Origin of the sequence: Bradyrhizobium sp. sBnM-33, from assembly GCF_032917945.1 — a bacterium.
In the GTDB taxonomy this organism is placed as follows: Bacteria; Pseudomonadota; Alphaproteobacteria; order Rhizobiales; family Xanthobacteraceae; genus Bradyrhizobium.
The window spans coordinates 3,535,979-3,560,907 of record NZ_CP136624.1 but is presented as its reverse complement, the minus strand read 5'-3'; the positions used below and the strand labels follow the sequence as shown (position 1 = coordinate 3,560,907).

General features: G+C 62.4%; 21 protein-coding genes, 1 tRNA gene and 1 pseudogene. 13 read left to right on the top strand and 10 right to left on the bottom strand.

What is annotated here, in order from left to right; genetic code table 11:
- Window positions 1-332 precede the first annotated feature (332 nt).
- The 3 genes and pseudogenes from RX328_RS16315 to RX328_RS16305 all read right to left on the bottom strand — a co-directional run.
- A pseudogene (locus tag RX328_RS16315) lies at window positions 333-629 on the bottom strand (branched-chain amino acid ABC transporter substrate-binding protein); the annotation flags it as partial.
- A 37-nt stretch (window positions 630-666) separates the two neighbouring features.
- Window positions 667-1,140: a hypothetical protein gene (locus RX328_RS16310; protein ID WP_213256095.1), complete on the bottom strand. Its 474-nt coding sequence runs from the start codon at window positions 1,138-1,140 to the stop codon at window positions 667-669.
- A 232-nt stretch (window positions 1,141-1,372) separates the two neighbouring features.
- Complete coding sequence (locus RX328_RS16305) at window positions 1,373-2,905, bottom strand: TonB-dependent receptor (protein WP_249727161.1); 1,533 nt, start codon at window positions 2,903-2,905, stop codon at window positions 1,373-1,375.
- A 367-nt stretch (window positions 2,906-3,272) separates the two neighbouring features.
- Here RX328_RS16305 and RX328_RS16300 point away from each other — a divergent pair, with 367 nt between their 5' ends.
- Window positions 3,273-4,604: a hypothetical protein gene (locus tag RX328_RS16300; protein ID WP_213256057.1), complete on the top strand. Its 1,332-nt coding sequence runs from the start codon at window positions 3,273-3,275 to the stop codon at window positions 4,602-4,604.
- Between the two features lie 292 nt (window positions 4,605-4,896).
- Here RX328_RS16300 and RX328_RS16295 read toward each other — a convergent pair.
- Window positions 4,897-4,971 (bottom strand) — tRNA-Gln (locus tag RX328_RS16295).
- A 278-nt stretch (window positions 4,972-5,249) separates the two neighbouring features.
- On the opposite strand from RX328_RS16295, the gene RX328_RS16290 reads away from it, so the two are divergent.
- Entirely contained in the window at window positions 5,250-7,031 is a 1,782-nt protein-coding gene (locus RX328_RS16290; protein WP_213256059.1) for an acyl-CoA dehydrogenase, read from the top strand.
- A gap of 297 nt (window positions 7,032-7,328) precedes the next feature.
- The gene (locus tag RX328_RS16285; protein WP_249727162.1) at window positions 7,329-8,579 is read left to right on the top strand and encodes a hypothetical protein; all 1,251 of its coding nucleotides are present in this window, start codon (window positions 7,329-7,331) and stop codon (window positions 8,577-8,579) included.
- A gap of 72 nt (window positions 8,580-8,651) precedes the next feature.
- Here RX328_RS16285 and RX328_RS16280 read toward each other — a convergent pair whose 3' ends face one another.
- Together RX328_RS16280 and RX328_RS16275 are read right to left on the bottom strand one after the other, a co-directional pair.
- Window positions 8,652-9,803, bottom strand: coding sequence for a hypothetical protein (locus RX328_RS16280; protein WP_213256061.1), 1,152 nt, complete (start codon window positions 9,801-9,803; stop codon window positions 8,652-8,654).
- On the bottom strand, window positions 9,800-9,991 hold the full coding sequence (locus RX328_RS16275) for a hypothetical protein (protein WP_213256063.1): 192 nt from the start codon (window positions 9,989-9,991) through the stop codon (window positions 9,800-9,802). Before RX328_RS16275 ends, RX328_RS16280 begins: the two co-directional genes overlap by 4 nt.
- A 557-nt stretch (window positions 9,992-10,548) precedes the next feature.
- Between RX328_RS16275 and RX328_RS16270 the strand changes: the two genes are divergently transcribed.
- The gene (locus tag RX328_RS16270) at window positions 10,549-10,764 is read left to right on the top strand and encodes a hypothetical protein (RefSeq protein WP_213256065.1); all 216 of its coding nucleotides are present in this window, start codon (window positions 10,549-10,551) and stop codon (window positions 10,762-10,764) included.
- 101 nt (window positions 10,765-10,865) lie between these two features.
- On the opposite strand, the gene RX328_RS16265 is transcribed toward RX328_RS16270, so the two are convergent.
- Both RX328_RS16265 and RX328_RS16260 read right to left on the bottom strand, forming a co-directional pair.
- On the bottom strand, window positions 10,866-11,564 hold the full coding sequence (locus RX328_RS16265) for a phytanoyl-CoA dioxygenase family protein (protein WP_213256067.1): 699 nt from the start codon (window positions 11,562-11,564) through the stop codon (window positions 10,866-10,868).
- 63 nt (window positions 11,565-11,627) lie between these two features.
- On the bottom strand, window positions 11,628-12,569 hold the full coding sequence (locus tag RX328_RS16260; protein WP_213256069.1) for a ring-cleaving dioxygenase: 942 nt from the start codon (window positions 12,567-12,569) through the stop codon (window positions 11,628-11,630).
- 218 nt (window positions 12,570-12,787) lie between these two features.
- Between RX328_RS16260 and RX328_RS16255 the strand changes: the two genes are divergently transcribed.
- From RX328_RS16255 to RX328_RS16220, 8 genes are all read left to right on the top strand, one after another.
- Entirely contained in the window at window positions 12,788-14,449 is a 1,662-nt protein-coding gene (locus RX328_RS16255) for a bifunctional metallophosphatase/5'-nucleotidase (RefSeq protein WP_213256071.1), read from the top strand.
- Between the two features lie 250 nt (window positions 14,450-14,699).
- Complete coding sequence (locus RX328_RS16250; RefSeq protein ID WP_213256073.1) at window positions 14,700-15,626, top strand: histone deacetylase family protein; 927 nt, start codon at window positions 14,700-14,702, stop codon at window positions 15,624-15,626.
- 130 nt (window positions 15,627-15,756) lie between these two features.
- Window positions 15,757-16,008, top strand: a complete 252-nt coding sequence (locus RX328_RS16245) for an exodeoxyribonuclease VII small subunit (protein ID WP_213256075.1) — start codon at window positions 15,757-15,759, stop codon at window positions 16,006-16,008.
- A gap of 146 nt (window positions 16,009-16,154) precedes the next feature.
- Entirely contained in the window at window positions 16,155-17,453 is a 1,299-nt protein-coding gene (locus tag RX328_RS16240; RefSeq protein WP_213256077.1) for a hypothetical protein, read from the top strand.
- Between the two features lie 327 nt (window positions 17,454-17,780).
- Window positions 17,781-19,727 carry a 1-deoxy-D-xylulose-5-phosphate synthase gene (dxs, locus tag RX328_RS16235; RefSeq protein ID WP_213256079.1) on the top strand — a complete coding sequence of 649 codons (1,947 nt, stop codon included), beginning with the start codon at window positions 17,781-17,783 and terminating at the stop codon, window positions 19,725-19,727.
- A 262-nt stretch (window positions 19,728-19,989) separates the two neighbouring features.
- A complete protein-coding gene (locus RX328_RS16230; RefSeq protein WP_213256081.1) occupies window positions 19,990-20,553 on the top strand; it encodes a nucleoside 2-deoxyribosyltransferase in 564 nt (187 codons plus the stop codon).
- A 2-nt stretch (window positions 20,554-20,555) separates the two neighbouring features.
- A complete protein-coding gene (locus RX328_RS16225; RefSeq protein WP_213256083.1) occupies window positions 20,556-21,311 on the top strand; it encodes a TlyA family RNA methyltransferase in 756 nt (251 codons plus the stop codon).
- Window positions 21,304-22,551 carry a class I SAM-dependent RNA methyltransferase gene (locus tag RX328_RS16220; RefSeq protein WP_312018124.1) on the top strand — a complete coding sequence of 416 codons (1,248 nt, stop codon included), beginning with the start codon at window positions 21,304-21,306 and terminating at the stop codon, window positions 22,549-22,551. The genes RX328_RS16225 and RX328_RS16220 overlap by 8 nt, the downstream gene beginning before the upstream one ends.
- 104 nt (window positions 22,552-22,655) lie before the next feature.
- Here the strand turns inward: RX328_RS16220 and RX328_RS16215 are convergent, their stop codons facing one another.
- Entirely contained in the window at window positions 22,656-23,528 is an 873-nt protein-coding gene (locus RX328_RS16215) for a DUF1194 domain-containing protein (RefSeq protein ID WP_213256087.1), read from the bottom strand.
- A 440-nt stretch (window positions 23,529-23,968) separates the two neighbouring features.
- Here RX328_RS16215 and clpS point away from each other — a divergent pair, with 440 nt between their 5' ends.
- Window positions 23,969-24,274 (top strand): ATP-dependent Clp protease adapter ClpS, encoded by a 306-nt coding sequence (clpS, locus tag RX328_RS16210; RefSeq protein WP_213256089.1) that lies wholly within the window; start codon window positions 23,969-23,971, stop codon window positions 24,272-24,274.
- 43 nt (window positions 24,275-24,317) lie between these two features.
- On the opposite strand, the gene RX328_RS16205 is transcribed toward clpS, so the two are convergent.
- Window positions 24,318-24,854 (bottom strand): REP-associated tyrosine transposase, encoded by a 537-nt coding sequence (locus RX328_RS16205; protein ID WP_213256091.1) that lies wholly within the window; start codon window positions 24,852-24,854, stop codon window positions 24,318-24,320.
- Between the last annotated feature and the right edge of the window lie 75 nt (window positions 24,855-24,929).

The following is a 24,929-nucleotide window of genomic DNA, read 5'->3' as shown; positions in this document are numbered from 1 at the left end:
ATCGAACAGCACCAAAAATCTCGCGAAAGTTGATTTTTTGACTTCTCTGCTGCTGCATCGCTTTTCAGCGCCACTACGGAGGTCCGTGATCAATTTTGGATGAAGCGACTTGGCCCCTCACGTCGCCGCGCGTAAAACGGATCAGCGGCTCTAAGAATTTTCGTTCGCCACCCCAAAAAAACTCTTGCAACACAATCCCACCGAAAGCGGACGTCGCGGGCTCAACGGCAATCTTATGAATCCAACGTTCAGGTGCCGCCATGGCGCGACCTGTCAGACCGTCTTGCCGTCAGCCCCGATGAAGCGCACGACAACGGGGGCAGGTCATCGTCTCACAACCCGCCGCGAAGTAATTCGCTGATCACCACGAACTGGTTGTAGCGAAACTCGACCACATAACCGTCCTTGATCGGACGATAGTCCGAAGGTGTGGTGTTGAGCTTGACGCCCGGCAGCAGCAGCGGCAGTGAAACATCCTTCAGGTTCGCCGCCTGAGCCATGATGTTCTCGCGGCTCAGATTGTTCTTGCACTGCTCCAGCACCACCACCAGCGCCACCATATAGGCTTAGCCGGCGGCGAAATTGGATGGATCGACATTCGGCACCCGCGCCTTCATGAAATCGCGATAGCACCGGCGTGGGCGGCCCGCCGCCCACGCGACCTCGTCAGGTAATCGCGATCGGGCAGCCGTTGCTTCCCGTGGCGCCCTTGATCGGAGCAGGGGTAAAGCAATAGACGAACTGGTACTTCCTGTCGGCGATCAGCTCGTCGAACCAGTCCTCTGGGTCCTTTTCAGGCTTTACTGTCGGCACTACTCCCGTTTGCTTTCGGAAGTTGTTGATCAGCGTCTCTCTGGCTAGCTTGTACTTGGTCGCCGGAACAATGATACTGTCGTAAACGGGGTAGCTCGGCACGCCATCCTCGCTCATTAGCGTCAACATCGTTCCAAGTATAACCTCGCTCTCTCTGAACATCAGATCGGCCCAGCCCATTGCACGACCTCTAATCGGACCACCCCAGCGCGCCAGCAGCGGATGACGCTGTAAGACCCTCTCTCTGATTACCCTCATGGGATAGCTCTTCGGGTCGAAGCCTGTCAGCCCCTTCTTCGTCAGCTGGGCACTCAGGCTGTCGAGCACCTCCTTAGTCCACCTGCTGAGCAGGCTCCCATTGCTGAGGGACGCATTGACCCAGAACTTCGCGACGTGCCTGTCAAGTTCAGTTGAACCGAGAATGCCAGCGTAGGCATCTTGAGCGCGGTCGAGCTGTTCATCACAGAGCGCGTAGAAGATGGTCAGGTAGGATGAGGAGATGTCGAGTTCGACAATACGCTCTCCGTCGATCCGCAGCTGCTGCCGTGCCGCAGCTGGACTAGAAGCGCGCCGCTATTGTGAGCCGCACCGCGCGCGGCTCCGCCGGGTGGACGTGACGATCGGCAACGCCGCCGATCGGCTCGCCCGGCAGGCGGGACAGATAGTAGTATTCGATCTGGTTGGTCTGCGCGTTGAAGAGATTGAGCACGTCGAACTGCACCCGCAGGCCGTTGTCGAAGCGGTAGCCGGCGCGTGCATTGAAGATCAGCGAGGACAACGAGCGCACGCTGTCATCCTCGATCAGCGGACGCGGCGCGAAATAGCGTGCCTTCAACGCGCCGAACCATCCGGTCTCGCCGCCAATGACGAGGGCAGCGCTTCCCACCCACGCCGGCGCGCCAGGGATGCGGTCGCCCGCGGGATCAAAATCGGTGAACCGCGCGCGGGTATAGGCGACGTCGAGATCAAAGCTCATCCACGGCAGCGGCTTGTACTGGTTGGTCCATTCCACGCCGACCCGGCGGCTGGGCCGGCTCGCCTCGGTGGTGCCGGCATCGCCAACGAACAGCAGTTCGGAATCGAAATCGAGCACGAACAGCGCGACCGAACTGGTGAGGCCTTCGATCGTCTTGGTGCGGATACCGAGCTCGGCGCCGCGCGAGCGCACCAGCAGCGGCACGCGGTCGAGCGGCGTCCTCCTGTCGCTAGGATCGACCGTGATGGTCGCGCCGCGGATATCGTTGCTGTGCAGGCCATAGCCAGCATTGACGTAGAACTCGGTCTTGAACCACGGGCCGAGCACGATGCCGGCCTTCGGGCTCGCCCTCGATGCCTGCGCATTGCCGGAATTTTCCGGCATGTCGCTCAGCACGCGCCCGGCGAAGAAGTCCTCGCGGATGCCGACCGTGGTGCGCAGCCAATTGGTCCAGCGCGTGGTGGTGTCGGTCCAGATGCCGATGTTACCCTCCCTTACGCGGTCCTCGCGCACCGTCGAAAGCCAATTGCGCTGCTCCGTCTTGAACAGGCCGACCTGGATGTCATCGTAACGGCTCTGCACACCGACGCGGGTTTGCGTCTCAAGACCCGCAAAGCGCCAATTGAAGGCATGCCGCGCGTCGAAGCCGCCGCCAAGGGTGCGGCGATCGAGTTGGTTGAACTGGTCACCATTGACGGGATTGTCGAGGAAGTAGGTGAAGTTGTTGTAGAGTTGCAAGTCGGAGCGGATCGCGTAAGCGCTGATCCTGGTCTGGCCGTACTCGCTCGAATGCGCAAGATTGCCGGACAGGCTGAAGCGGCTGAAGACGCCGCCGTCGGTCGGATCGAGGGTACCGAAACGGCCGATGATGTTTTGGTCGATGGCGCGCTGAGGGACCTGGTCGGTCGAGTTCCAGGCATTGGAATATGCCATGCCGGTGAGCGTGAACCCGTCAGTCGCGGTGCCCTGGCTGTAGCGCAAGACGCCATTGATCTTGCGCACATCGTCCGGCACGTCCCACGGGCCGTTGTATTTTGTGCCTTCGATCGCGGCGAGCAGCGTGCCGTCACCGACGGCGGTCGATCCCGCCGCCAGCCCGCGCCGGTACCAACGCATCCCTTCAGTACGATCTACTACGTTCTTGCGCGATCTCGCTACTGTCGCGATTTCAGGCATCGGCGGCAATCTGCATGATGCATCGGCACCATACGACTGGAAGCCGATTTCGGCAGCTCAAGCTTAGACGGATTGTGATGCCACGTTTTGCCGTAATTCCTGCTGGTTCTTGGCCCCGTCGTATGCCAGCCGCAGTCGCAGCAGGCTATTGCGGAGAGCCGACTGTCGAAGCCTTTCTCAAACGAGTCGGGACGGAGTATCCTCGACCACGTGTGAAGGAAGGGAGGCGTCAGCTGTGGTTGAGAGACGATCTGGACCGAGCTATTGCCCCGGACATCGTGCCGGGCGACCTCGCCGAGGATTTGTGATGTTGGAGCGCCCGCTTCCACGCTTTGTGGAGGTGCGTCGGCTTGCCCGCGGTTCGGTCGCGTTCTACTTCCGGATCCCGACCTATTACCGCAAGCTCGGCTGCGAGATGGCAAATGAGCCACTTGGGACAAGCTACGAAGCCGCATGCGGCGATGACGGAAAAGGCGGACGCGCCGCCACACTCAATGCCTGGTTCGATGAGTGGAATGACCAGCGCACAGGAGAGTCAGGCGAGCGGGGAAAGATTGCGCGCTATGGCACAATCGATTGGCTGTTCCGGCAATACAAGATGGAGAAGGCCTATACCGAGAAAGTCTCTCCGAGGTCACGCCCTGACTACGAGCGGATCATGCAGATGATCAGCGATACCGTCGGTAAGAGCGGACGACGGATCGGCGAACGGCAGATCATGGAAGTCACGCCACGGGCCGCTGACAAAATCTACGACAAGATCATCAACGGGCCGAACGGACTCAGGCTGCGGCAGGGTGATAAAGTGGTCGGCCTCTGTCGCAAGGTCTGGCGCATCATGCGTCGGCTGCACCCGGAGCTGTTCGATAAGAAACACCCGAACCCCTGGGACGACTTCACCCTCAAGAGCCGCACCAAGACCAAGAAGCACGCGGTCACCCGCGAGGAGGTCTATAAATTTGCGTGGGGCTGCATTAAGGAGGGCCGGCCTGAACCCGCGGCTGTCGCAGTGATCTGCTTTGAGTGGCTGCAACGGCCCGAGAATGTGGTGGCCGGTTTTTTGACTTGGCCCGACTATCGTAGCAAGAATTGGCCACACGCCGTTCGCATCGAGCACCATAAGAACAAGGCGTTGGTCTGGCATCCGCTCGAAGAGACTCTCGACGGAGAGACGGTCAAGTTTTATGCCGAAGCAGAGGACGTCTTGAGCCATCTGCCCAAGCTTGGCGTCCCGATGATCATGCGCCGGATCGAAAAGGGTGAGCGCAAGGGCCACGCCAAAGTGTGGTCCTACCCTGGCATGGAAAAAGCGGTGCAGCAGATGCGCAAGAAGATCGACGGCGTGTCAAAGCTGTTCACGCTTGATGCCTGTCGACACGGCGGCATGACCGAGTTTGAGGAAGCCGAACTGACGGACGGCCAGGGTCGTGCGCTTTCCGGACACAAGACCGCACAGGCCTATCGCGGCTATGCCAAGGAAACGATGGTGCGAGCGTTGGCTGCGACCCGTAAGCGACATGCACATCTCTTGGCGCAGAAGGAGCTCGATCAGCAGAATACTGATGGAGCAGCATCATCTCGAGATGAAATGCAGCAGACCTCCCCAAGGTCGAAGACTAGCGTCGGATCGCAAAGATAGACTTCGCGCTTAGTTGAGCGCTGCAAATGGGTTGATGGCGTTTTGCGGCTGGCGATCCCGCACGCGACGTCAGCGGCAACGACTGAAAGCTTGCAACCCGCAGACAGCGTTCCGCGCTCAATTCGTATGTTGATGAGTTGAGCGGGCGTTCGCCCCGCGACGTCTTCTATCGGCCTCGACCAAACGAAACCAGCACAGAATTTCCAGATGCGGGGCAAACTGAATTTCCAAATGCGCTGGAAAATTCCGGCTCGAGTAAGCTGTTTGCTTAACAAAGTCAGTGTGTTAGCGCTGGCTGGGGCGGGAGGGATCGAACCTCCGAATGGCGGAATCAAAATCCGCTGCCTTACCGCTTGGCTACGCCCCAAAAGGCCTGGCCGGAACACGGGATCGACCGACGCGATCCGTGTCCGGCACCGCCGGTCTATAGAGGGTATCTCGCCATTTCAACAGGCAGCGGGGGCGAATTTCACCCCAAAATCAGCTCCATCGATGTGACCCTTTATAAAGGGTCCCTGCTTCCGGTCTCCCGGGCCGGTTTTTCGCGCCCGGGCGGGACCGATACCGCCCCCCGGAGAGTTGAGAGAACCCTGGTTTCGTGGGAAGACGGCGGCAGCTCATTAGCCAAAAAGCGAGATTATCGTCATGACTTACCGCGCGCCGATCTCCGACATCCTGCTCGCGCTCAACCACGGCGCCGGACTGCAGGCGGCCGTGAAGGCCGGCCATTACGGTGATTTCGACGCCGAGATCGCCGCCGCCGTGCTGGAGGAAGCCGGCAAATTCGCCGGCGACGTGCTGGCGCCGCTGAACCGGGTGGGCGACGAACACGGTATCAAGCTTGCGGACAACAAGGTGACGACCGCGCCGGGCTGGCCCGATGCCTATCAGCGCTGGGCCGCCGCCGGGTGGAACGCGGTGTCCGGCCCGGAAGACTTTGGCGGCCAGGGCCTGCCGCTCGCGATCAACGCCGCCTGCACCGAAATCTGGAGCGCGTCGAATATCGCCTTCGGCCTCTGCCCGCTGCTGACGCTTTCGGCGATCGAGGCGCTCGACGCCCATGGCACTGAGGAACTGAAGAAGGTCTATCTGCAAAAACTCGTCTCCGGCGAATGGACCGGCACCATGCAGCTCACCGAGCCGCAGGCCGGCTCCGACGTCGGCGCGCTGCGCACCCGTGCCGAACGCGCCGGCGACGGCACCTACCGCATCAAGGGCACCAAAATCTTCATCACCTATGGCGACCACGACATGACCGACAACATCGTGCATTTCGTGCTGGCGCGCCTGCCCGATGCGCCTGCGGGCACTAAGGGGATTTCGCTGTTTTTGATTCCGAAATTCCTCGTCAATGCCGACGGCTCGCTCGGTGAGCGTAACGACATCTATCCGTCCGGCGTCGAGCACAAGCTCGGCATGCACGCCTCCCCCACCTGCACCATGACGATGGGCGATCATGGCGGCGCGATCGGCTACCTGATCGGCGAGGAAAACAAGGGCATGCAATGCATGTTCACGATGATGAACCAGGCCCGCCTCGGCGTCGGCCTTGAAGGCGTCGGCATCGCCGACCGCGCCTATCAGCAGGCGCTGGCCTTCGCGCAAGAACGCAAACAGGGCCGCGCCGTCGGCAAGAAGGGCGACGGGCTCGATCCGATCATCGTGCATCCCGACGTCAAGCGTATGCTGTTGCAGATGCGCAGCATGACGGCCGCGGCGCGCTCGATCTGCTATGCAACGGCAGTCGCGCTCGACATTGCAGCGCGCGCCAAGGACCCCAAGGTGCGCGCCGATGCCGCCGCGCGCGGCGCGCTGCTGACGCCGATCGCAAAGGCGTTCTCCACCGATATCGGCAACGAGGTGACGTATCTCGGCGTGCAGATTCATGGCGGCATGGGCTTCATCGAGGAAACCGGCGCCGCGCAGCATTACCGCGATGCGCGCATCACCTCGATCTATGAGGGCACCAACGGCATCCAGTCGATCGACCTCGTGACACGAAAACTCGCGGCGAATGGCGGCGCATCGGTGTGGGCGCTGCTCGATGAACTCGGCGGCATCGTCAAGCAGGTCGAAGCCTCGAACGATCCGGCCTTCGGCACGACCGGCGCAAAGCTGCGCGACGCGCTCGGCTCGCTCGAGCGCGCCAGCAAGTGGCTCCTGGAGCGCGTGGCGTCTGCGCCCAACGACGCACTCGCCGGCGCCACGCCTTATCTGCGCCTGTTCGGCTCGACGCTCGGCGGCTGCATGCTGGCCGGCGAAGCGCTGGCCGCGAAGAGCCATGGCGATGCGGGCGATCCGCAGCGTTACGTGACGGTCGCGCGGTTCTTTGCTGAGAACATCACCGTGCAGGCCGGCGCGCTGGAGAAGACGGTGACGGACAGCGCCGATGCCGTGAACGGCGCGGATGCGGCATTGCTGGGGTAAGCCTTTGTAGGGCGGTAGGCGTAACCCGCCTTCGCGAGTCCGGGCTCGACGAACCAAGCGGCGGATTACGCCTGCGCTGATCCGCCTACGGTCCTTGCCCTTAGTGGGTACCGCACGCGAATCCCAAAAAAGCACAACAAGTTCCATTGTGCCGCTCGTTGTTTTGAGGCAACACCCTTGAAAAAACAGATTGTCCCGTAGTCTCCGGCCGTTGCGGATTCATTTCGCAATCCGAAGAATGAACCCTGTCGCGTGCTTGTGTAATCAGGCTCATGCGGAGCCTTGGGAGGCCGGATCATGGACCCCTGGCGATTGGCGACGACGGCGCAGCGCCGCATCAACGTTCTCGCGGGCCTGGCTCTCGCGAGCTGGATTATCGTTTGTCTCGCTGGCTTCGATTCGGCTTCCACCGAACGCGTCAGCGCTTCTGTCGTCAGCGCTTCCATCAAGAATGTCGCCGCTTTCATCGAGAGCGCCGACGCACCTTCAATCGTGGAACGTCAGGAACCATCTCTCCCCGCAACCGCCGAGCCTACGCACAAGCCGCCTGTGATCGCGCTGGCAAGCGCCGCCATCGATGTGCCAATCCCTACCGCATCCGTGATCGAGAAAGCGCCTGACACGACGAAAGCTCCTGACACGACCGCAGGCCTGGAGGAGCCGAAACCTGTTGTCGTGGCCGCGCTGACCGACCCGGCGGAGATACTGCCGCCGGAAACATCTTCCGCCGAGGTTGCGACGACGGTCATGCCCGATCCTGCACCCGACAATGCCGTGCAAGCTGTGCGCACCATCGAAATCAACGAGGAATGTCTGGTCGTAGAGCCCTGCATCGATCGCTATTTGTGGGCTCTCTACGAACGCGCGCCCAAGATCGACGCCATCAAGGTGCATGAGCAGAGGAAAGTGACGGTCAAGAGGAAGGGCAAGACGGTGACCGTCACCAAAACCTTTACCAGGCGTGTCGACGAGGATTTTACGTGGAAGGACCCGAAGGCCGCGGAAAGAGCCGGCATGACCATGATGGACTACGTGATAGGAGGCATGGACAAAAGCTTCAAGCTAAAGCTCTTTCATACGCTCCACGCGGCTGAGCAGGCCGGTCTCTCGCCCGGCATCACCAGCGCATTTCGCGATGACTACCGTCAATCGATTGCAACCGGGCTGAAGGCAGCAAGCGACCGATCCTACCATGGCGGGAGTTTGCGTGGCGGCTACGGCCGCGGACTCGCGGCAGACGTGGTGAGCGTCAAGGGCGCGAGCCGGGCGCAGCGATGGGTCTCCACCGAAAAGCTCTGGAACTGGATCGACGAGCGCGGCAAGGAATTTGGCATCGGGCGGCCCTACCTAGACAGAGATCCGCCGCACGTCGGGCCGATCGACGGCAAGGAATATGCCTCTCGCCGCGGCGGCACGAACACGCAGGAAGCGCAAGTGAGTGCAAAGAAGCGCGTCCGTGTGACCGCGCGGCACGATCACAAGCGACACGATCAAAAGGCAGCAAAACAGGCGAAAACCGCGAAGTTGTCGAAAGGCAGGACCATGTAGCCGGTTCAGGCACTCCCTTCCCGCATGGCGGGAAAAAAGCCAAGTTGGACGGCTGCCTCCAACCTCGGCGCCTCAGCGTCGCGAACTGGCCGCAGCGACCGTCAAGGCGATCGCTGCGGGATCGCAGCAGAGCACCATCAATAATATCAGCCAGCGAACCGCGGCTTCGGGTGCGGCACCGACCATCATCGCGAGATACTGGATCGGGCCCGTAGATGCTTCGATGCGCGAACGTTCGCCGGCCAGCGCGGCGCGTTGTGCCTGCAGTCCAACCAGCGTTGCGGTGGCCGCCTGGCGCTGCGCATCCAGCCCATCCCGCGTCGCGCGCTCCTGCGTTGCGATGTTGATGGCCCGCGTCACCCGGCCGCGGCGGGTTGATTCATCCACGGCACGGTCGATTTGCGCAATGCGGTTGGCCAAATCGGCAACGACAGCCGATTGCGCCGAGACGCGAGCGTCGAGCGATTCAATGCGCTCGGTGACGCCGGAGCGCGCCGTGGCCGCGACGCTGACATGCGCCTCGACCAGCTTGCCAAACACGCCGGCGGCGTTGATCAGCGCAAGGCCGGCAACAAGCGCGACCATGACCGAGCGCATTTTCCAGTTGGTCCGGCGCCAATGCGCCGCCAGCCATCCGGCGATCACCAGCTTGCCGGCCTCCATCGTGGCGGCAAGCACCATCACGGCAACCGGATCACCGGGAAATATTTCGGCCATGCCCGCGACTGAAAAATAGGCCGCAACCGTTGCCAGCGCGAAAGCTGCAACAAGGGCGATGGTGCGGCTGGTGACTGTCGACGTGGCGGGAACGGCCTCCGCCACGATGGGCGCGACGGAAACCGTCAGCGGCTCGAGCTGCGCGTTCGGCGCGTCCGGCTCGCCACCGAGCTCGGTTGTCTTGACGTCGGCTGTCTTGACGTCGGTTGCCTTGTCTTCGGTTATCTTGTCTTCGGTTATCTTGGCCTTGGCGGCCTTGGCCTTGGTACTCTTGCCAGCCTTGCCGCGACCGGAAGCGGAAGAGGAGCGGCCGCGCTTCGTTGCCGGCAATGGCGCCTCGCCAGATGGTTCGACGCTCATCTCTTCCGCAGGTGTAGCCACCAATCTGGGCGTGCGGTTTGAGGCATTCGCCCAGGCGTCAAGCTGATGTCTGATGCGCGCAGCGTCGCTGTCGCCCTCCGACAGTTCGGCCGCGGAGATCGCTTGCGTGGTTGCACGGCCTGTCATGTGGCACCCTGCCTCGTAACGGCGAAAGCCAGCTTCTCCTCGGCGAAGAACTGGAGTGTGCCGTAACCTTCCGTGTCGACGGCATATCTAAAGCTTCCGTCAACAGTCGGAAAAACGGCGACAACCGTACCCGACTCGTGATCGTTAGCGACGTTTTCGACTTGCTCGCCAATCGCAAACTTCGACATCGAAAACTCCTTTGCGGATTCGTCGATGCGATTATATCTGCACAAGCAGGCGGTAGCTTCTTAACGATGCGCCTTCCGGAATTTAGGACGCTGGTTGTTGCACGAATGTCTCATCCTGCTCCCGGGAGGGGAACCGCTCTGCACATGGAGCGCGAAACCAACACGGCGCAATGTCCGGATTGAGTCAGAAGTGCGCTTCGTTTCGGCCGACAGGATCGCTGCGCCCTTTCCTGCGAACGCTCATCGCGAGTCCGCCCGATGCAATACAGAACTGTTGCCGCTTAACGACAGTCATCGCCATTCCGACAGGGCGACCGTAATTCTACGCTTTGCGAATCGTCCGCGTCGCGCCTCTACTGTCAACGCAATCTGTATTCCCTGAGCGTTCTATTCCGTGCCGCGTCAGAAAACGCGCGGGTGCTGAACTGCGTATTTTTGCGGGCCGTTTTCCCTACGGGGCGCCCCGAAGACCACGGTGTGAACCGTGTCTGGCATGAACCCTGCATAGGCTGAACGAAATAAGCTAAACGAACTGATATCCAGCAACGAAGGTCACCATGCTCGTTACTCTCGTCGCCGTTCTCTGCAATAGCCAGCTCTGTCTCGAAAAAGTCGTCACCACCAGTGACCAGTCCGGCATCACCATGAGCGCCTGCGCTGTCAACGCGCAGATCGGAATTGCTGACTGGCTCGCCAAGGGCCCGTATCGCGAATGGCGATTACAGCGCTACAAGTGCGTGCTCGGAAAGTACACGCCGAAAAATGAGGCGTGAAGTGAGCACACTTCGTGGGACGGATTAGCCGCAGGCGTAACCCACCGCCACACGGAAAATATGGCGGATTACGCTTTCGCTAATCCGCCCCACGCACTCGCTCAAATGGCAAGCCATGTGAGCCCACCCGGCAGATCGCTGGCTGCGAAATCGACTTGCAGGACTCGTCGGTGAGCAGGCGCGCGAGCGGCCTCCGAGCAGTGCAGGATCGGCGTCGAGTAGAGCCAAATGTCTCCGGCGTCCGCAAGGCAGGTGGCGGTCCCGCAGTGTCGAATGACCGACTTCAGCCTGCCTTCCGGAATTTGCCCTAGCCGATGCGATCCCGGCGCGATTAGAAGCGGCGCATTCGTCTTGGGCACTGCATCCAAATGAACGCGGAGCGTCACCATACCCGCCAAGAGCTCAAATGGCGGCGCCACGTGAAGCAAGCCACTCTTGATGGTCCACGGGCCAAAGCCTTCGACCTCCACCCGCCGGTCGACCACGATCGTTCGATCCTGATGCCAGGGGAGTCCCCAGTTGGTAGAAGCCGTCTTGTCGAAAAGGATTGCTCTGACGGGCCGAGCGGCATCGCCGAGAACCGAGGCTGCCACGTTCCAGATCGCACCTGATGATGTCAGAAGCGGCCGAAGCGCAGGAATGCCGTACAGCCTGATGCCTGCCTGGTCCGGCGGTAGACTCGCGACTGCGTTCTCGAGCCCTCGCAGATCCGAGGCATCGAGCGCCCTGCGAATGCGTAACGCGCCGTCCTTTGCAAACGTCGTGGTGTCGGGTTTGGAGAGTTCGATCCGCGTCGTCATTCCAGTAATACTTGGCGCGTAGGGATTTGATGGGTTCGCTGCGCTCTACCCATCCTACAGAATCTACGAAATCGGCTTCAGCCCGGCCTCGATCGCGGCTCTTCGCGGCTCCAGGAACGGCGGCAGCGCCAGTTTCTCGCCGAGGCTCTCCATCGGCTCGTCGGTCGCGAAACCGGGGCCATCCGTTGCGATCTCGAACAGGATGCCGTTGGGCTCGCGGAAATACAGGCTGCGGAAATAGAAGCGGTCGATCTCGCCGCTGTTGGGGATGCGCAACTCGTTCAGCCGCTGCGTCCAGGCGTGATACTGCGTCTCGTCGCGGGTGCGGAACGCGACATGATGGACGCCACCGGCGCCCTGGCGGGCGATTGGCGAGGCCTTGTCTTCGAGCACATGCAGCTCCGCGGCGGGACCGCCCTCGCCCATCTCGAAGACATGAATCTCGGCGCCGTGGGCGGCATACTCGCGCACGCGGCGCATGTTCATGACTTCGGTCAGCACGAAGGCCGTGCGCGACAGCTCGTGCACGGTCAGCACGATCGGACCGAGCCCGCGGATCTGGTGCTCGACCGGCACCGGGCTGCGCTCCCATGGCGAGGCCGGCCCCACACCGCCATCATCGACCAGCACCAGCCGCTGCCCCTCGCCGTCCTCGAACGGCAGCGTCAGCCGGCCGTCGACTTCGATGATATCGCGGGTCGCTGCGCCCGCCTGCTTGAGGCGATCCCGCCAGTAGCCGAGGGTCTTCTCGCCGGCGACGCGCAGGCCGGTGCGCGAGATCGAGTTGGTGCCGCGCCGCTCCGGCGCGGCCGGGAAATCGAAGAAGGTGAGATCGGTGCCGGGATTGGCTTTGCCGTCGGCATAGAACAGATGATAGGCGCTGACGTCATCCTGGTTGACGGTCTTCTTCACCAGCCGCATGCCGAGCAGGCCGGTGTAAAAGGCCAAATTCTCCCGCGGCTTCGCCGAAATCGCGGTCAGGTGATGAATTCCGCCTAGCTGCATTGCGTTGTCCTTGTAGTCACATGGTGGGCGGGACCGTTTGGCCTCTTGCCGGATCATGTAGGATATGGCCCGATGAATGGCCAGCGCCACCCCATCCGCCCCACCGTCATTGCGAGCGCAGCGAAGCAATCCATCGCGCCGCACGAAGAAAGAATGGATTGCTTCGTCGCTCCGCTCCTCGCAATGACGAGGAAACAGCCACCTGCTATGTCACTGCCATGAAAATTTTCCGTATCCTTGTAGCATTCGCGGTCGTACTGGCGCCTGCCGCGTCATCATTCGCCCAGGCCGCCGCCCCCGTCGACCTGCGCATTCTCGCGATCAATGATTTTCACGGCTACCTCCGTCCGCCGCCCGGCGGGATCATAATCGCCGATCCCGAGGACAGCACGAAGAAGATCACCGTCGCCGCCGGCGGCGCCGAGCATATGGCGACGCTGGTGCGCCAGCTTCGCGACGGCCACAAGAACTCGATCTTCGTTGCGGCCGGCGACCTGATCGGCGCCAGCCCGTTTTTATCGGCGATGTTCCATGACGAGCCAACGATCGAAGCGCTGTCGATGATGGGCTTGAATATTTCCGCGGTCGGCAATCACGAATTCGACGAAGGCAAGGACGAACTCTTGCGCATGCAGAATGGCGGCTGCCATCCGGTCGACAAATGCCAGGGGCCGCACCCGTTTCTGGGCGCGAAATTCCGCTATCTCGCCGCCAGCACGATCGAGAAGAGCAGCGGCAAGACGGTGTTTCCTCCATACGAAATTCGCGCGTTCGATGGCATTCCGGTCGCTTTCATCGGCCTGACCTTGAGGGGCACGCCGGGCCTCGTTTCACCTGTCGGCGTTGCCGACCTCGAATTCCGCGACGAGGCGGCGACAGTGAATGCGCTGATCCCGGAGTTGAAAGCGCGGGGCGTCGAGGCCATCGTCGTCCTGATCCACGAAGGCGGATTGCCGACCGGCGATTACAACGAATGCGCCGGCATTTCGGGGCCGATCGTCGACATCGTCAAAAAATTCGACAAGGCGGTGGATGTCGTGGTCTCCGGCCATACCCATCGCGCCTATGTCTGCGAGATCGACGGACGGCTCGTTACCTCCGGCGACAAATATGGCACGCTCGTCACCGCGATCGATCTCAAGCTCGATCCCGTCACGCGCGACGTCATCAGCGCCAAGGCCGACAACACCATTGTCCGCACCGCAACGCTGGCGAAGGACGCCCAGCAGACTGCGCTGATCGAATCCTATGACAGGCTTGCCGCGCCGATCGCCAACCGCCCGGCTGGCTCGGTGACCGCAACGCTGTCGCGTGTGCCGAATCCCGCCGGCGAAAGCCCGCTCGGCGACATCATCGCGGATGCGCAACTCGCGGCGACCAGCGGCGAGACGAAAGGCGGCGCAGTCATCGCCTTCACCAATCCCGGCGGCGTGCGCGCCGACGTAACGCGCAAGGAAGATGGCGCGGTGACCTATGGCGACCTGTTCGCCAGCCAGCCGTTCCGCAATCAACTGGTGACGCTGACGCTGACGGGCAAGCAGATCAAGGACATGCTGGAGCAGCAATGGCTCGATCCGAAGCTCCCGCGGATCCTGCAGGTGTCGAAGGGATTTGCCTATGCGTGGGACGCGACCAGGCCTGAGGGTGAGCGCGTGTTGGCGGAGCGGATGTCGCTGAACGGGCGACCGATCGATCCGGCCGCGAGTTATCGCGTCACCGTCAACAATTTCCTTTTCGTCGGCGGTGACGGCTTCACCGTGCTCACGCAGGCAACCGCGCCGCAAGTCAGCGTCTATGACGTCGACGCGCTGCACGCCTTTTTCAAGGCCAATAGCCCGGTCAGCCCGACCGCCGCCGATCGCATCACCAGGATAAATTAGCGGCACGCACCGGTGCGTCCCCGGATGCTGCGCAGCGCGAAGTGGTGCGCTGCTGATCCGGGGTCCACGTGTTGCCATTGTGGGTCCCGGCTCTGCGGTGCATCATCAAGCGACGCTGCACCGCGTCCGGGACACGGAAACTGGCAGAAAAGCCATCATTGTCTGCGATGCCGCGGGCCTTTCCGAGCGGCCCCTAAGCGCCTAGATTAGCCGGTCTTACCGGCGCGTTCCTATACGCCAGGATTTTTGCATGACGCTTCTTCTGACCCATATCGCTTGTCTCGACCATGTCACGCCTCCGGGGCATCCCGAGCGCCCCGATCGGCTGCGCGCGGTCGCCGAGGTGCTGGCGGATGAGCGCTTCAAGCCGCTCACGCGCGGCGAAGCGCCGGAAGGCAGTCTCGATTCGGTCACGCTGTGCCATGGCGAACATTATATCGGCGAACTCCGCCACATCGCCCCTCAGAGCGGGATGATCTATATCGACAGCGATACCTCGATGTCGCCGGGCACCTGGGAAGCGGTGATGCGCGGCGTCGGCGGCGCGGTGGAGGCGACGGATGCGGTGATGTCCGGAACCCACCAGAATGCCTTCGTCGCGGTGCGCCCGCCCGGCCATCACGCCGAAGTCTCGAAGCCGATGGGCTTCTGCTTCTTCGACAATGCCGCGATCGCCGCGCGCCATGCGCAGCGCAAATACGGCATTGGCCGCGCCGCGATCGTCGATTTCGACGTTCATCACGGCAATGGCACGCAGGACATTTTCTGGCACGATCCGACCGTGATGTATTGCTCGACGCACCAGATGCCGCTGTTTCCAGGCACTGGCGCCAGCGGCGAGCGCGGCGAGCATGACACCATCGTCAATGCGCCGCTGGCTTCCGAGGACGGCAGCGCAAAATTCCGCGCCGCGTTCGAAAATCTGATCCTGCCGCAATTGCAGAAGTTCTCGCCGGAACTGATCATCATCTCAGCCGGCTTCGACGCGCACTACCGCGACCCACTCGCCTCGATCAACCTGAAGGCGGACGATTTCGGCTGGGTCACCCGCAAGCTGATGGATGTGGCTGAGAGCACCGCCGGCGGGCGGGTTGTCTCGGTGCTGGAGGGCGGCTACGACCTGCAGGGGCTGAAAGAGTCGGTCGCGGCGCATGTCACGGCGCTGATCGGCACGTAAATCCCCGCCTCAATAGGCCCTCAAAAGCCTTTGTTTCGACGCGTTTTCTTCACGCGAACCGGTACCCACTCCGCCTGAAAACGCTATAGTTTGATTCCGCGCCTGAATGGCGCGCATTCGGGAACTGGATATGGCCGAAAACACCCAGGTAGACGTCACAAAACTCACCTTCGAGCGGGCGATCGAGGAGCTTGAATCGATCGTGAAACGGCTCGAGGACGGCAAGGTGCCGCTGGAGGAATCGGTCGCGATCTACGAACGTGGCGAGGCGCTGAAGCGCCGCTGCGAAGAATTGCTGCGGCAGGCGGAGGCCCGCGTCGACAAGATCACGACCGATGCGAACGGCCGGGTCACGGGGACCGAGCCGCTCGACGTGCAGTAAACCCGCCGTCTGGTCTTGGGGGGTTCGCGAACAACCGGGAATATTGGGCGAATTCCGCACTCCCGGCCGTGGCAGGCGGGCCAGCCGAATTAGTTCTTTGCCCCCGGCACAGCCTGATATAGTCCGCCGACACTTGGGGACACTACGTGCGCGTCCAGCACCGTCATATCATCTATATTCAGGGTTACGATCCGCGCGGGCTGGCGCAATATTACCGCATGTTCCGGACCGAGCTGCGCAAGTTCGGCCGGCTTTATCAGCTCGAAACCACCATCAGCCGCCCAAAGGTGGCATCCGACAACGAGATCGCCTCATGGATCATCGACACCAAGGCTGAGGACTGGCAGACACGCACGTCCTACGACTTCCTCCGGTTCGAGGATTTCATCCAGCAAGACCTGGCGTCGCCGATCTGGCGCACGGTGTTCAGCGCGGTCTGGATCTACTGGCGTCTCGTCTTCGCCGGTACCATCGCCCGCTTCGGCAAGGCGAACTGGCGCTTTGCCACGTTCATCACCTATCCGCACCTGATCCTGCTACTCGAAGCCATCGGTGCTGCAGCCATCGCTTTCGTATTCGAGAAGGGCCTGAACGCGATCGGCATTCCCGACGCATTCAGCATCGCGACCGCCGCCGCCATCTTTGTGGCGCTGCTCGGGGCCATGCTGAAATACACCGAGAACGCCACTTACGTGCTCTATCTCCTGTGCGACACGATCTGGACCTGGGAGTTCTCGCACCGCGAGCGCCCCGAATGGGACCAGCGCATCGGCCGTTTTGCGCAGCACCTCGTCAATGTCGCCAAGAACACCGACGCCGACGAGATCGTCATCGTCGGCCATAGTTCCGGATCGTTCCTGTCGACGGAAATGCTGGCACGCGCACTGAAGCTCGATCCCGCGCTCGGCCATCACGGGCCTCGGGTCGTGCTGCTGACGATCGGCGGCAATTTCCCGATCGTTGGCTATCACGCCGCATCCAAGGAGTTTCGCGAGCATCTGCGGATGCTGGCAGTCGAGCCGTCGATCGACTGGATCGACTGTCAGGCCCGCAAGGACGTGATGAACTTCTACCAGTTCGATCCGGTCACGAGCCACGGCATCGACGTCGGGTCCGCCAGGCGAAACCCGAAGATCGTGCCGGTTCGCTTCCGCGACATCATCCGGCCCGAGCACTACAAGAAATTCCGCTGGCAGTTCTTCCGCGTGCATTTCCAGTTCGTGATGGCCAATGAGCTGCCCAACGCCTACGACTTCTTCATGATCGTCTGCGGGCCGGTCCCGCTCAGCGCGCGGATCGCCGCCCCCGACGCCGCGCTTGATGTGGCTACCGGCGATTCCGGAGCGCGCGATCGGGCCTGGAAGAGGATCGAAGCAGCCAGTGCCGCGGCCACAAGTGCCGCCGATTTGAGCAAATTGGAACCGTCCGTCCGCCGCAGCGGTTGAAGGATCGAGGCTTTTTGCCTCGTCACCCCGGAACCGAATCGGCTCTCCGGGTTGGCTTTGGCGGCGGCTTTGGTGTAAAGCTTGCGGTTCTATGGGTTGGGGAGAGCCGCCCGCGGCGGGTTTCGGCCGGCTGCAAGCACCTCAAATATCAAAAGAAACTGAACCGGGAAGGGTTAGAAGCGACTAAGTGATGCATATCACATGGTTCAAACCGGAGTGCATCTAGGCTTTCAAATCAGGTACCGGCCTGCCGGACTGGCAGGTGGGCCCGGATTTTCGCGGCGCGGTTAACGCGCTTCCCGTCTCGCGTCGGGCCTTTATCCCGACATGCAAAATTGGAATATCGCTGTGACCACATTTAGTAAAACGCCGCTTCTCGATACCATCCGCACGCCCGATGATCTACGCAAGCTCAAGATCGAGCAGGTGCGGCAGGTCGCGGACGAGCTCCGCCAGGAAACCATCGATGCCGTCTCGGTGACCGGCGGCCACTTCGGCGCCGGCCTCGGCGTCGTGGAACTGACCACCGCGATCCACTACATCTTCGACACCCCGCGCGACCGCCTGATCTGGGACGTCGGCCACCAGGCCTACCCGCACAAGATCCTGACCGGCCGCCGCGACCGCATCCGCACGCTGCGCACCGGCGGCGGCCTCTCCGGCTTCACCAAGCGCACCGAGAGCGACTACGACCCGTTCGGCGCCGCGCACTCCTCGACCTCGATCTCCGCCGGCCTCGGCATGGCCGTGGCGCGCGACCTCTCCGGCGGCAAGAACAACGTTATCGCCGTGATCGGTGACGGCGCGATGTCAGCCGGCATGGCCTATGAGGCCATGAACAATGCGGGCGCAATGAACTCGCGTCTGATCGTCATCCTTAACGACAACGACATGTCGATTGCGCCGCCGGTCGGCGCGATGAGCGCGTATCTGTCCCGCCTCTACTCCGGCAAGACGTACCGCACGCTGCGCGATGCGGCCAAACAGATCAACAAGCGCCTGCCGAAAATCCTCGCCAACCGCGCCAACCGCGTCGAGGAATATTCCCGCGGCTTCATGATGGACGGCGGCACGCTGTTCGAGGAACTCGGCTTCTATTACGTCGGCCCGATCGACGGCCATAACCTCGACCATCTGCTCCCGGTCCTCAAGAACGTCCGCGACATGGAAACCGGCCCGATCCTGGTGCACGTCGTAACGCAAAAGGGCAAGGGCTACGCCCCCGCGGAAGCTTCCGCCGACAAGTATCACGCCGTGGTCAAGTTCGACGTGGCGACCGGCGCCCAAGCCAAGGCCAAGCCGAACGCGCCGGCCTACCAGAACGTGTTCGGCCAGAGCCTGGTCAAGGAAGCCGAGAAAGACGACAAGATCGTCGCCATCACCGCCGCGATGCCGTCGGGTACCGGCGTCGACATCTTCAACAAGTCATTCCCGGAGCGCACCTTCGACGTCGGCATTGCCGAGCAGCATGCGGTGACGTTTGCGGCGGGGCTCGCCACCGAAGGCTACAAGCCGTTCTGCGCGATCTACTCGACCTTCCTGCAGCGCGGCTACGACCAGGTGGTCCATGACGTCGCGATCCAGAGCCTGCCGGTCCGCTTCGCGATCGACCGCGCCGGCCTGGTCGGCGCCGACGGCGCCACCCACGCCGGTTCGTTCGACAACGCCTATCTGGGCTGCCTGCCGAACTTCGTCATCATGGCGGCCTCAGACGAGGCCGAACTGGTGCACATGGTCGCCACGCAGGTTGCGATCAACGACCGCCCGAGCGCGGTGCGCTATCCGCGCGGCGAAGGCCGCGGCGTCGAAATGCCCGAATTCGGCGTTCCCCTCGAAGTCGGTAAGGGCCGCATCGTCCGCCAGGGCAACAAGATCGCCTTGCTCTCGTTCGGCACGCGTCTGGCCGAATGCGAGAAGGCGGCGGACGAACTCGCCGCCCACGGCCTTTCCACCACCATCGCCGATGCGCGCTTCATGAAGCCGCTCGACGTCGATCTGGTGCTGAAGCTGGCGCGCGATCACGAGGTGCTGCTCACCATCGAGGAAGGCTCGATCGGCGGCTTCGGCTCGCACGTCATGCAGACCTTGGCCGAACATGGCATGCTCGACGGCGGCTTGCGGATGCGCGCGATGATCCTGCCCGACGAGTTCATCGACCACGATACCCCGAACGCGATGTACGCCCATGCCGGCCTCGACGCCAAGGGCATTGTTGCCAAGGTGTTCGATGCGCTCGGCAAGGACTACAAGACGGAGACGGTCAAGCTCGCCTGAGGGCAGGCTCCGTTGGTGTAATCGGTCTTACCGCGGCCTCGTTCCACCTCTCCCGCTCGCGGGGTCGATGCGAGCGAAGCTCGCTCTTAGGTCGGATCGCATCGAAAGATGCGGTCCGGGCGGGGAAGCTCCATCCACACGAACAGTGTGATTCGCGGCGGCACCCCCACCCCAGCCCTCCCCCGCACGCGGGAGAGGGAGCCCCGTCCCGCCGTGGTTAGCTGTTCGACTGCTCTCATTGCTTCCCGGCGCAGGTAATCCCATGAAGATCTATCTGGCAGGTCCCGATGTGTTCCTGCCCGATGCAATCGAGATCGGGCGCCGCAAGGCCGCGATCTGCGCCCGCCATGGCCTGATCGGTCTTTGTCCGCTCGATAATGCCGTCGACCTTGCCGCCGCCGACGCGTCGCTTTCGATCTTCAAGGGCAATGAAGCGATGATGGATGCGGCGGATGCGATCATTGCCAATCTTACGCCGTTTCGCGGCCCCAGTGCCGACGCCGGAACCGTCTATGAACTCGGCTACATGGCCGGCCGTGGCAAGCTCTGCCTGGCCTACAGCAACGATCCCGCAGCCTATATTGAGCGCGTAAAGCGGAACTACCACGTGACCAAATCCGCCACCGGCCAACTGATCGACGGCGACGGGCTGACGGTGGAAGATTTCGGCCTGCCCGACAATCTCATGATGATCCACGCGCTCGATCTGCATGGTGCTAGACTGGTGACGCCGCGGCAGCGGCCGCAAGATATCTGGCACGATCTCACCTCATTCGAGGTCTGCGTCGCTCTGGCGGCGGATCGCGCCACCGGCAAATCGGACTGAACTTGACGGACAAGAGCGACAGCGAAACCTCTCCCCGCAAGCGCGTGGACGTGCTTCTGGTCGAGCGCGGCCTGTTCGAAAGCCGCGCCCGCGCACGCGCCGCGATCGAGGCCGGCGGCGTGACGGCCGACGGCAGGCCCGTGCTGAAGGCATCGGACATGATCGCCGCCAATGCCGAATTGTCCGCCCAGCCCGCGCACCCCTACGTCTCACGCGGCGGCGTCAAGCTCGCGGGCGCGCTGGAGCAGTATCCGATCGAGATCGAGGGTCATGTCTGCCTCGATGTCGGCGCCTCCACCGGCGGCTTCACCGAAGTGCTGCTGGCGAACGGCGCGAGCCTCGTCTTCGCCATCGATGTCGGGCGCGGCCAGTTGCATCCCTCGCTGCAGAGCCATCCCAGAGTCGTGTCGATGGAAGAAACCGACATTCGCCAGTTCGAGGGCAAGCGCCTGCCCGCCCGGCCGGATGTCGTCGTGATCGACGTCAGCTTCATTTCCTTGAAGGCGGTGCTGCCGGTGGCGCTGTCGCTGGCCGCAGCCCCGACGCATCTGCTCGCGCTGATCAAGCCGCAGTTCGAGGCGGAACGAAAGCACTCCAAGCACGGCATCATCCGCAACGCGATGGTGCATCAGGCGATCTGCGACGACATCTCGGCGTTCGCCGCCTCGCTCGGCTGCACCGACATCCAAGTGTTTCCGTCGTCGATCAAAGGCGGCGATGGCAATATCGAGTTCTTCATGGGCGCGCGCCGTGGCTGAAAGCGAACGCCTCGTCATCGACCATGTCGGCCATCACGGCGACGGCGTCGCCATATCAGGTGGCGGCAACATCTATGTGCCGTACACGCTCGGCGGCGAAACAATAGAGGCCGGTCCGGTTCCAGGCCACCATCCCGACCGCCGGCGATTGCTCAAGGTCGAGACAGCGAGCGTCGAGCGTGTCGCACCGTTTTGTCCGCATTTCGGCGTCTGCGGCGGCTGTGCGATCCAGCACTGGGACGCCGAGCCCTATCGCGGCTGGAAGCGCGAGTTGGTGGTGACGACGCTTTCGCAGGCGGGAATCGATTGCGATGTCGCAGCCCTCGTCGACGCCCATGGCGCGGGCCGCCGGCGCATTACCCTGCACGGCCGAATCGGAACGCACGATGTGCTCAAGGTCGGCTATGCAGCAGCGGGTTCGCACGACATCATTCCGATCGACCGCTGCCCGATCCTGGATCCGCAATTGAGCGGCGCGATCGAGGCCGCCTGGGCCATCGCCGAGCCGTTGATCGCGATGGGCAAGCCGCTCGACATCCAGATCACCGCGACCAATAGCGGACTCGACGTCGATGTGCGCGGCTCCGGGCCGGTATCGTCAGCCGTGGTCGCGCGGCTGTCGCGCATCGCCGAACAACACCGGCTGGCCCGCCTGACGCGCCATGGCGAGCTGGTGCTGATGCGAACGCCGCCTGTCGTTTCGATGGGCACCGCACAGGTGACGCTGCCGCCCGGCTCCTTCCTGCAGGCCACAGTGGCGGGCGAGGAGGCGCTGGCTGCGCTCGTTTCCGAACATTGCAAGCGAGCCAAGCAGATCGCCGACCTGTTCTGCGGCGTCGGTCCCTTTGCGCTGCGGCTTGCGGCGAAAGCGAAGGTCGCCGCCTTCGACAGCGACAGGGCGGCGATCGCGGCGCTGCAGAAGGCTGCGACGTCCACATCTGGCCTGAAGCCGGTCAAGGCCGAGCCGCGCGACCTGTTTCGCCGTCCGGTGATGCCGCAGGAATTGCGCGACTACGATACGGTGGTGTTCGATCCTCCGCGGCAGGGCGCGCAAGCGCAGGTGACGCAGATTGCGGCGAGCAAGGTAACGACGGTGGTTGCAGTATCGTGTAACGTCACGACATTCGCGCGCGATGCGAAGATCTTGATCGAGGGCGGCTTTAAAATAGAAGGCGTCACGCCAGTCGACCAGTTCCGCCACACGCCGCATGTGGAATTAGTGGCGAGATTTAAAAGGTGAACTCGTAGCCCGTAGCCCGGATGGAGCGCAGCGCAATCCGGGGGTGGTGCAGATGGCGACCATGTTCCCGGATTTCGCGTCGCTCCATCCGGGCTACGAAACAATCACCGCCCCCACCTGTCCTGCCAGATCTTCTCGCCTATCATGCAATTGACGCGCGGCTCCCTGCCCGCTGCAGGCACCACCGGGCGTTCGGGCGTGCGGCCGGCGATCTCGAGCAGCAGCTTGGTGCGGATCGCTTCCTTGAACTTGTCGCGTTCCTTGATCGTCACCACGAACGAGCCGGGGCCGCCGATGACGCAGTCCTCGTAATAGAAATCGAGATTGTCGATATCCATGGTGGAGTAAGACGGTTCCTTCACCATGATTGGCAGGCCATTGATGACGATGCCCTTTTCCAACGCGGCATCGCGCGCGATGAGGACCGGCGCGCCGTTGTTGTTCGGGCCATCGCCCGAGATGTCGATCACCCGCCGCAAACCGCGATGCGGGCTCTCGTCGAACAGCGGCATTGCGAAGTTGATCGCACCCGAAATCGAAGTGCGCGATGCCCGGCGGATCGGGGTCTTGACGATCTCGTTGGCGACGGCGTCGGCCGTCTCGGGTCCGTCGATCACGCGCCACGGGATGATGATCTTCTGGTCGGTTGATGCCGCCCACTCGAAATAGGTGATCGCGATCCTGCCGTTCGGCCCGCTCTTGAGTGCCTGCAAAAATTCCTTGGAGACGATCGCCTGCGCGTAGCCCTCCCGCTGCAGCGCCAGTTCATCCATGTCCATTGAGTAGGAGACGTCGACGGCAAGGACGAGTTCGACGTCGACGGTCGGATTGGCGTCCTTGTCGGACAGTTGGCGGCTGTGGGCGTTCAATTGGTGGCCCGGCCGGTTCGTTGGGTTCGGCGCGGCAACACCTGCCACGTCGCCGCCCGCGAGTACGCCGGCTACAAGCACGACCCCGATCGAGACATACCAGCGCATTGCGGCCCTCCCGTCGAACGACAGCAATGGTGACATGCAAAGCTGTCGACGCAAAGCGCTGAAATCATTTATCCTTCACATTCGGGTTAGGATCAGGCTTCCTCCACAGCCCGCGTGCCGGCAGGTTCCATCCCGCGGCTCGCCTGCCGGTATCAGATTTTGAACGATTAGAACGCCAGGCGCGACAGATGCGACGCGGCCGCTACGAAGGGCCGCATTGGTAACGATCATGGTTACGCCCCCAGCCGCGAGCGATGGCAGCCCTGAGAGCTGAAACTCTCGGCAAACCCCCAGTTTCAGGACCGGCCCGGAGCCTGTAAACTGATCGAGACGGCCGTCAGCCGCGGCGATCGGACGATGGCCCAGCGCTTGTCGGATTGCCGCGCCAACTGAGCACTGCCGGACCGTCTGAGTTCGTTCGCTTCGGGACTTAGCTGGAAATGGCAGATACCGTTGTCACGCCAAAAACCCAGGTCAAAACCAAGGTCGAACGGCCGCGCCTGCACAAGGTCATCCTGATCAATGACGACTACACGCCGCGCGAATTCGTCGTCACGGTGCTGAAGGCCGAATTCCGCATGAGCGAGGACCAGGCCCATAAGGTGATGATCACAGCGCACCGCCGCGGCGTCTGCGTGGTTGCCGTGTTCACCAAGGACGTCGCCGAGACCAAGGCGACCCGCGCCACCGACGCCGGCCGCGCCAAGGGTTATCCGCTCCTGTTCACGACCGAGCCGGAGGAGTAACGCGCCCGGCCCGTAGCCCGGATGGAGCGAAGCGCAATCCGGGTCAGTCTTTCCGCTCACCGAAATTGATCGTATCGGTACTCCCGTCGCCGCCCCAATCCGGAGGCAAAATGCCCGCACGGACGTAGCGATGCAGCGAAGAAAATGGCCAATCGGACGGAGATGCTGCTAGCTGATGCTTGACGGGATTAAAATGCACGTAGTCGGCGCAGCGCTCGAAATCCCGTGCATCACGTATGGTGTGCTCCCAAAAGCGTTTCTGCCAGAGAGAGTATTCTCCGCGATGGTCGCGCGAAATTTGAGCGCCTGTCGCGATGACGCCTCGCGTAAAGCTTCCCTTGATCCGTCGCCACCTATCCGAAAAGTCCGAGTCGCCGGGCGGCAAAGTTAGTATTGCATGTAAGTGGTCCGGGAGAATGACGATGGCCTCGGTCACAAAAGCCCGTTCGTTCCGCGTCTTCCGAAATGCCGCCCGTAGCAGCGCGATATGATCAATCAGCGCGGATGACCTTCGGTCATCCAGCGTGACTATGAAGAAAAACGTCCCACCGGGGACGAAATTACGCCGATAGTGCACCATGGTGCCAGTCTACACCGGATTGCGCTGCGCTCCATCCGAGCTACGGGGATCAGGCAGAGCCACAAGTGTAGCACG

What these genes read in the sequence shown, in the direction of transcription:
- RX328_RS16290 (WP_213256059.1), top strand. Translation starts at nt 5,250, where the DNA reads ATGACTTACCGCGCGCCGATCTCCGACATCCTGCTCGCGCTCAACCAC.
- RX328_RS16280 (WP_213256061.1), bottom strand. Translation starts at nt 9,803, where the DNA reads ATGACAGGCCGTGCAACCACGCAAGCGATCTCCGCGGCCGAACTGTCG.
- clpS (WP_213256089.1), top strand. Translation starts at nt 23,969, where the DNA reads ATGGCAGATACCGTTGTCACGCCAAAAACCCAGGTCAAAACCAAGGTC.
- RX328_RS16305 (WP_249727161.1), bottom strand. Translation starts at nt 2,905, where the DNA reads ATGCGTTGGTACCGGCGCGGGCTGGCGGCGGGATCGACCGCCGTCGGT.
- RX328_RS16205 (WP_213256091.1), bottom strand. Translation starts at nt 24,854, where the DNA reads ATGGTGCACTATCGGCGTAATTTCGTCCCCGGTGGGACGTTTTTCTTC.
- RX328_RS16270 (WP_213256065.1), top strand. Translation starts at nt 10,549, where the DNA reads ATGCTCGTTACTCTCGTCGCCGTTCTCTGCAATAGCCAGCTCTGTCTC.
- RX328_RS16255 (WP_213256071.1), top strand. Translation starts at nt 12,788, where the DNA reads ATGAAAATTTTCCGTATCCTTGTAGCATTCGCGGTCGTACTGGCGCCT.
- RX328_RS16275 (WP_213256063.1), bottom strand. Translation starts at nt 9,991, where the DNA reads ATGTCGAAGTTTGCGATTGGCGAGCAAGTCGAAAACGTCGCTAACGAT.
- RX328_RS16265 (WP_213256067.1), bottom strand. Translation starts at nt 11,564, where the DNA reads ATGACGACGCGGATCGAACTCTCCAAACCCGACACCACGACGTTTGCA.
- RX328_RS16215 (WP_213256087.1), bottom strand. Translation starts at nt 23,528, where the DNA reads ATGCGCTGGTATGTCTCGATCGGGGTCGTGCTTGTAGCCGGCGTACTC.
- RX328_RS16250 (WP_213256073.1), top strand. Translation starts at nt 14,700, where the DNA reads ATGACGCTTCTTCTGACCCATATCGCTTGTCTCGACCATGTCACGCCT.
- RX328_RS16260 (WP_213256069.1), bottom strand. Translation starts at nt 12,569, where the DNA reads ATGCAGCTAGGCGGAATTCATCACCTGACCGCGATTTCGGCGAAGCCG.
- RX328_RS16245 (WP_213256075.1), top strand. Translation starts at nt 15,757, where the DNA reads ATGGCCGAAAACACCCAGGTAGACGTCACAAAACTCACCTTCGAGCGG.
- dxs (WP_213256079.1), top strand. Translation starts at nt 17,781, where the DNA reads ATGCAAAATTGGAATATCGCTGTGACCACATTTAGTAAAACGCCGCTT.
- RX328_RS16300 (WP_213256057.1), top strand. Translation starts at nt 3,273, where the DNA reads ATGTTGGAGCGCCCGCTTCCACGCTTTGTGGAGGTGCGTCGGCTTGCC.
- RX328_RS16285 (WP_249727162.1), top strand. Translation starts at nt 7,329, where the DNA reads ATGGACCCCTGGCGATTGGCGACGACGGCGCAGCGCCGCATCAACGTT.
- RX328_RS16230 (WP_213256081.1), top strand. Translation starts at nt 19,990, where the DNA reads ATGAAGATCTATCTGGCAGGTCCCGATGTGTTCCTGCCCGATGCAATC.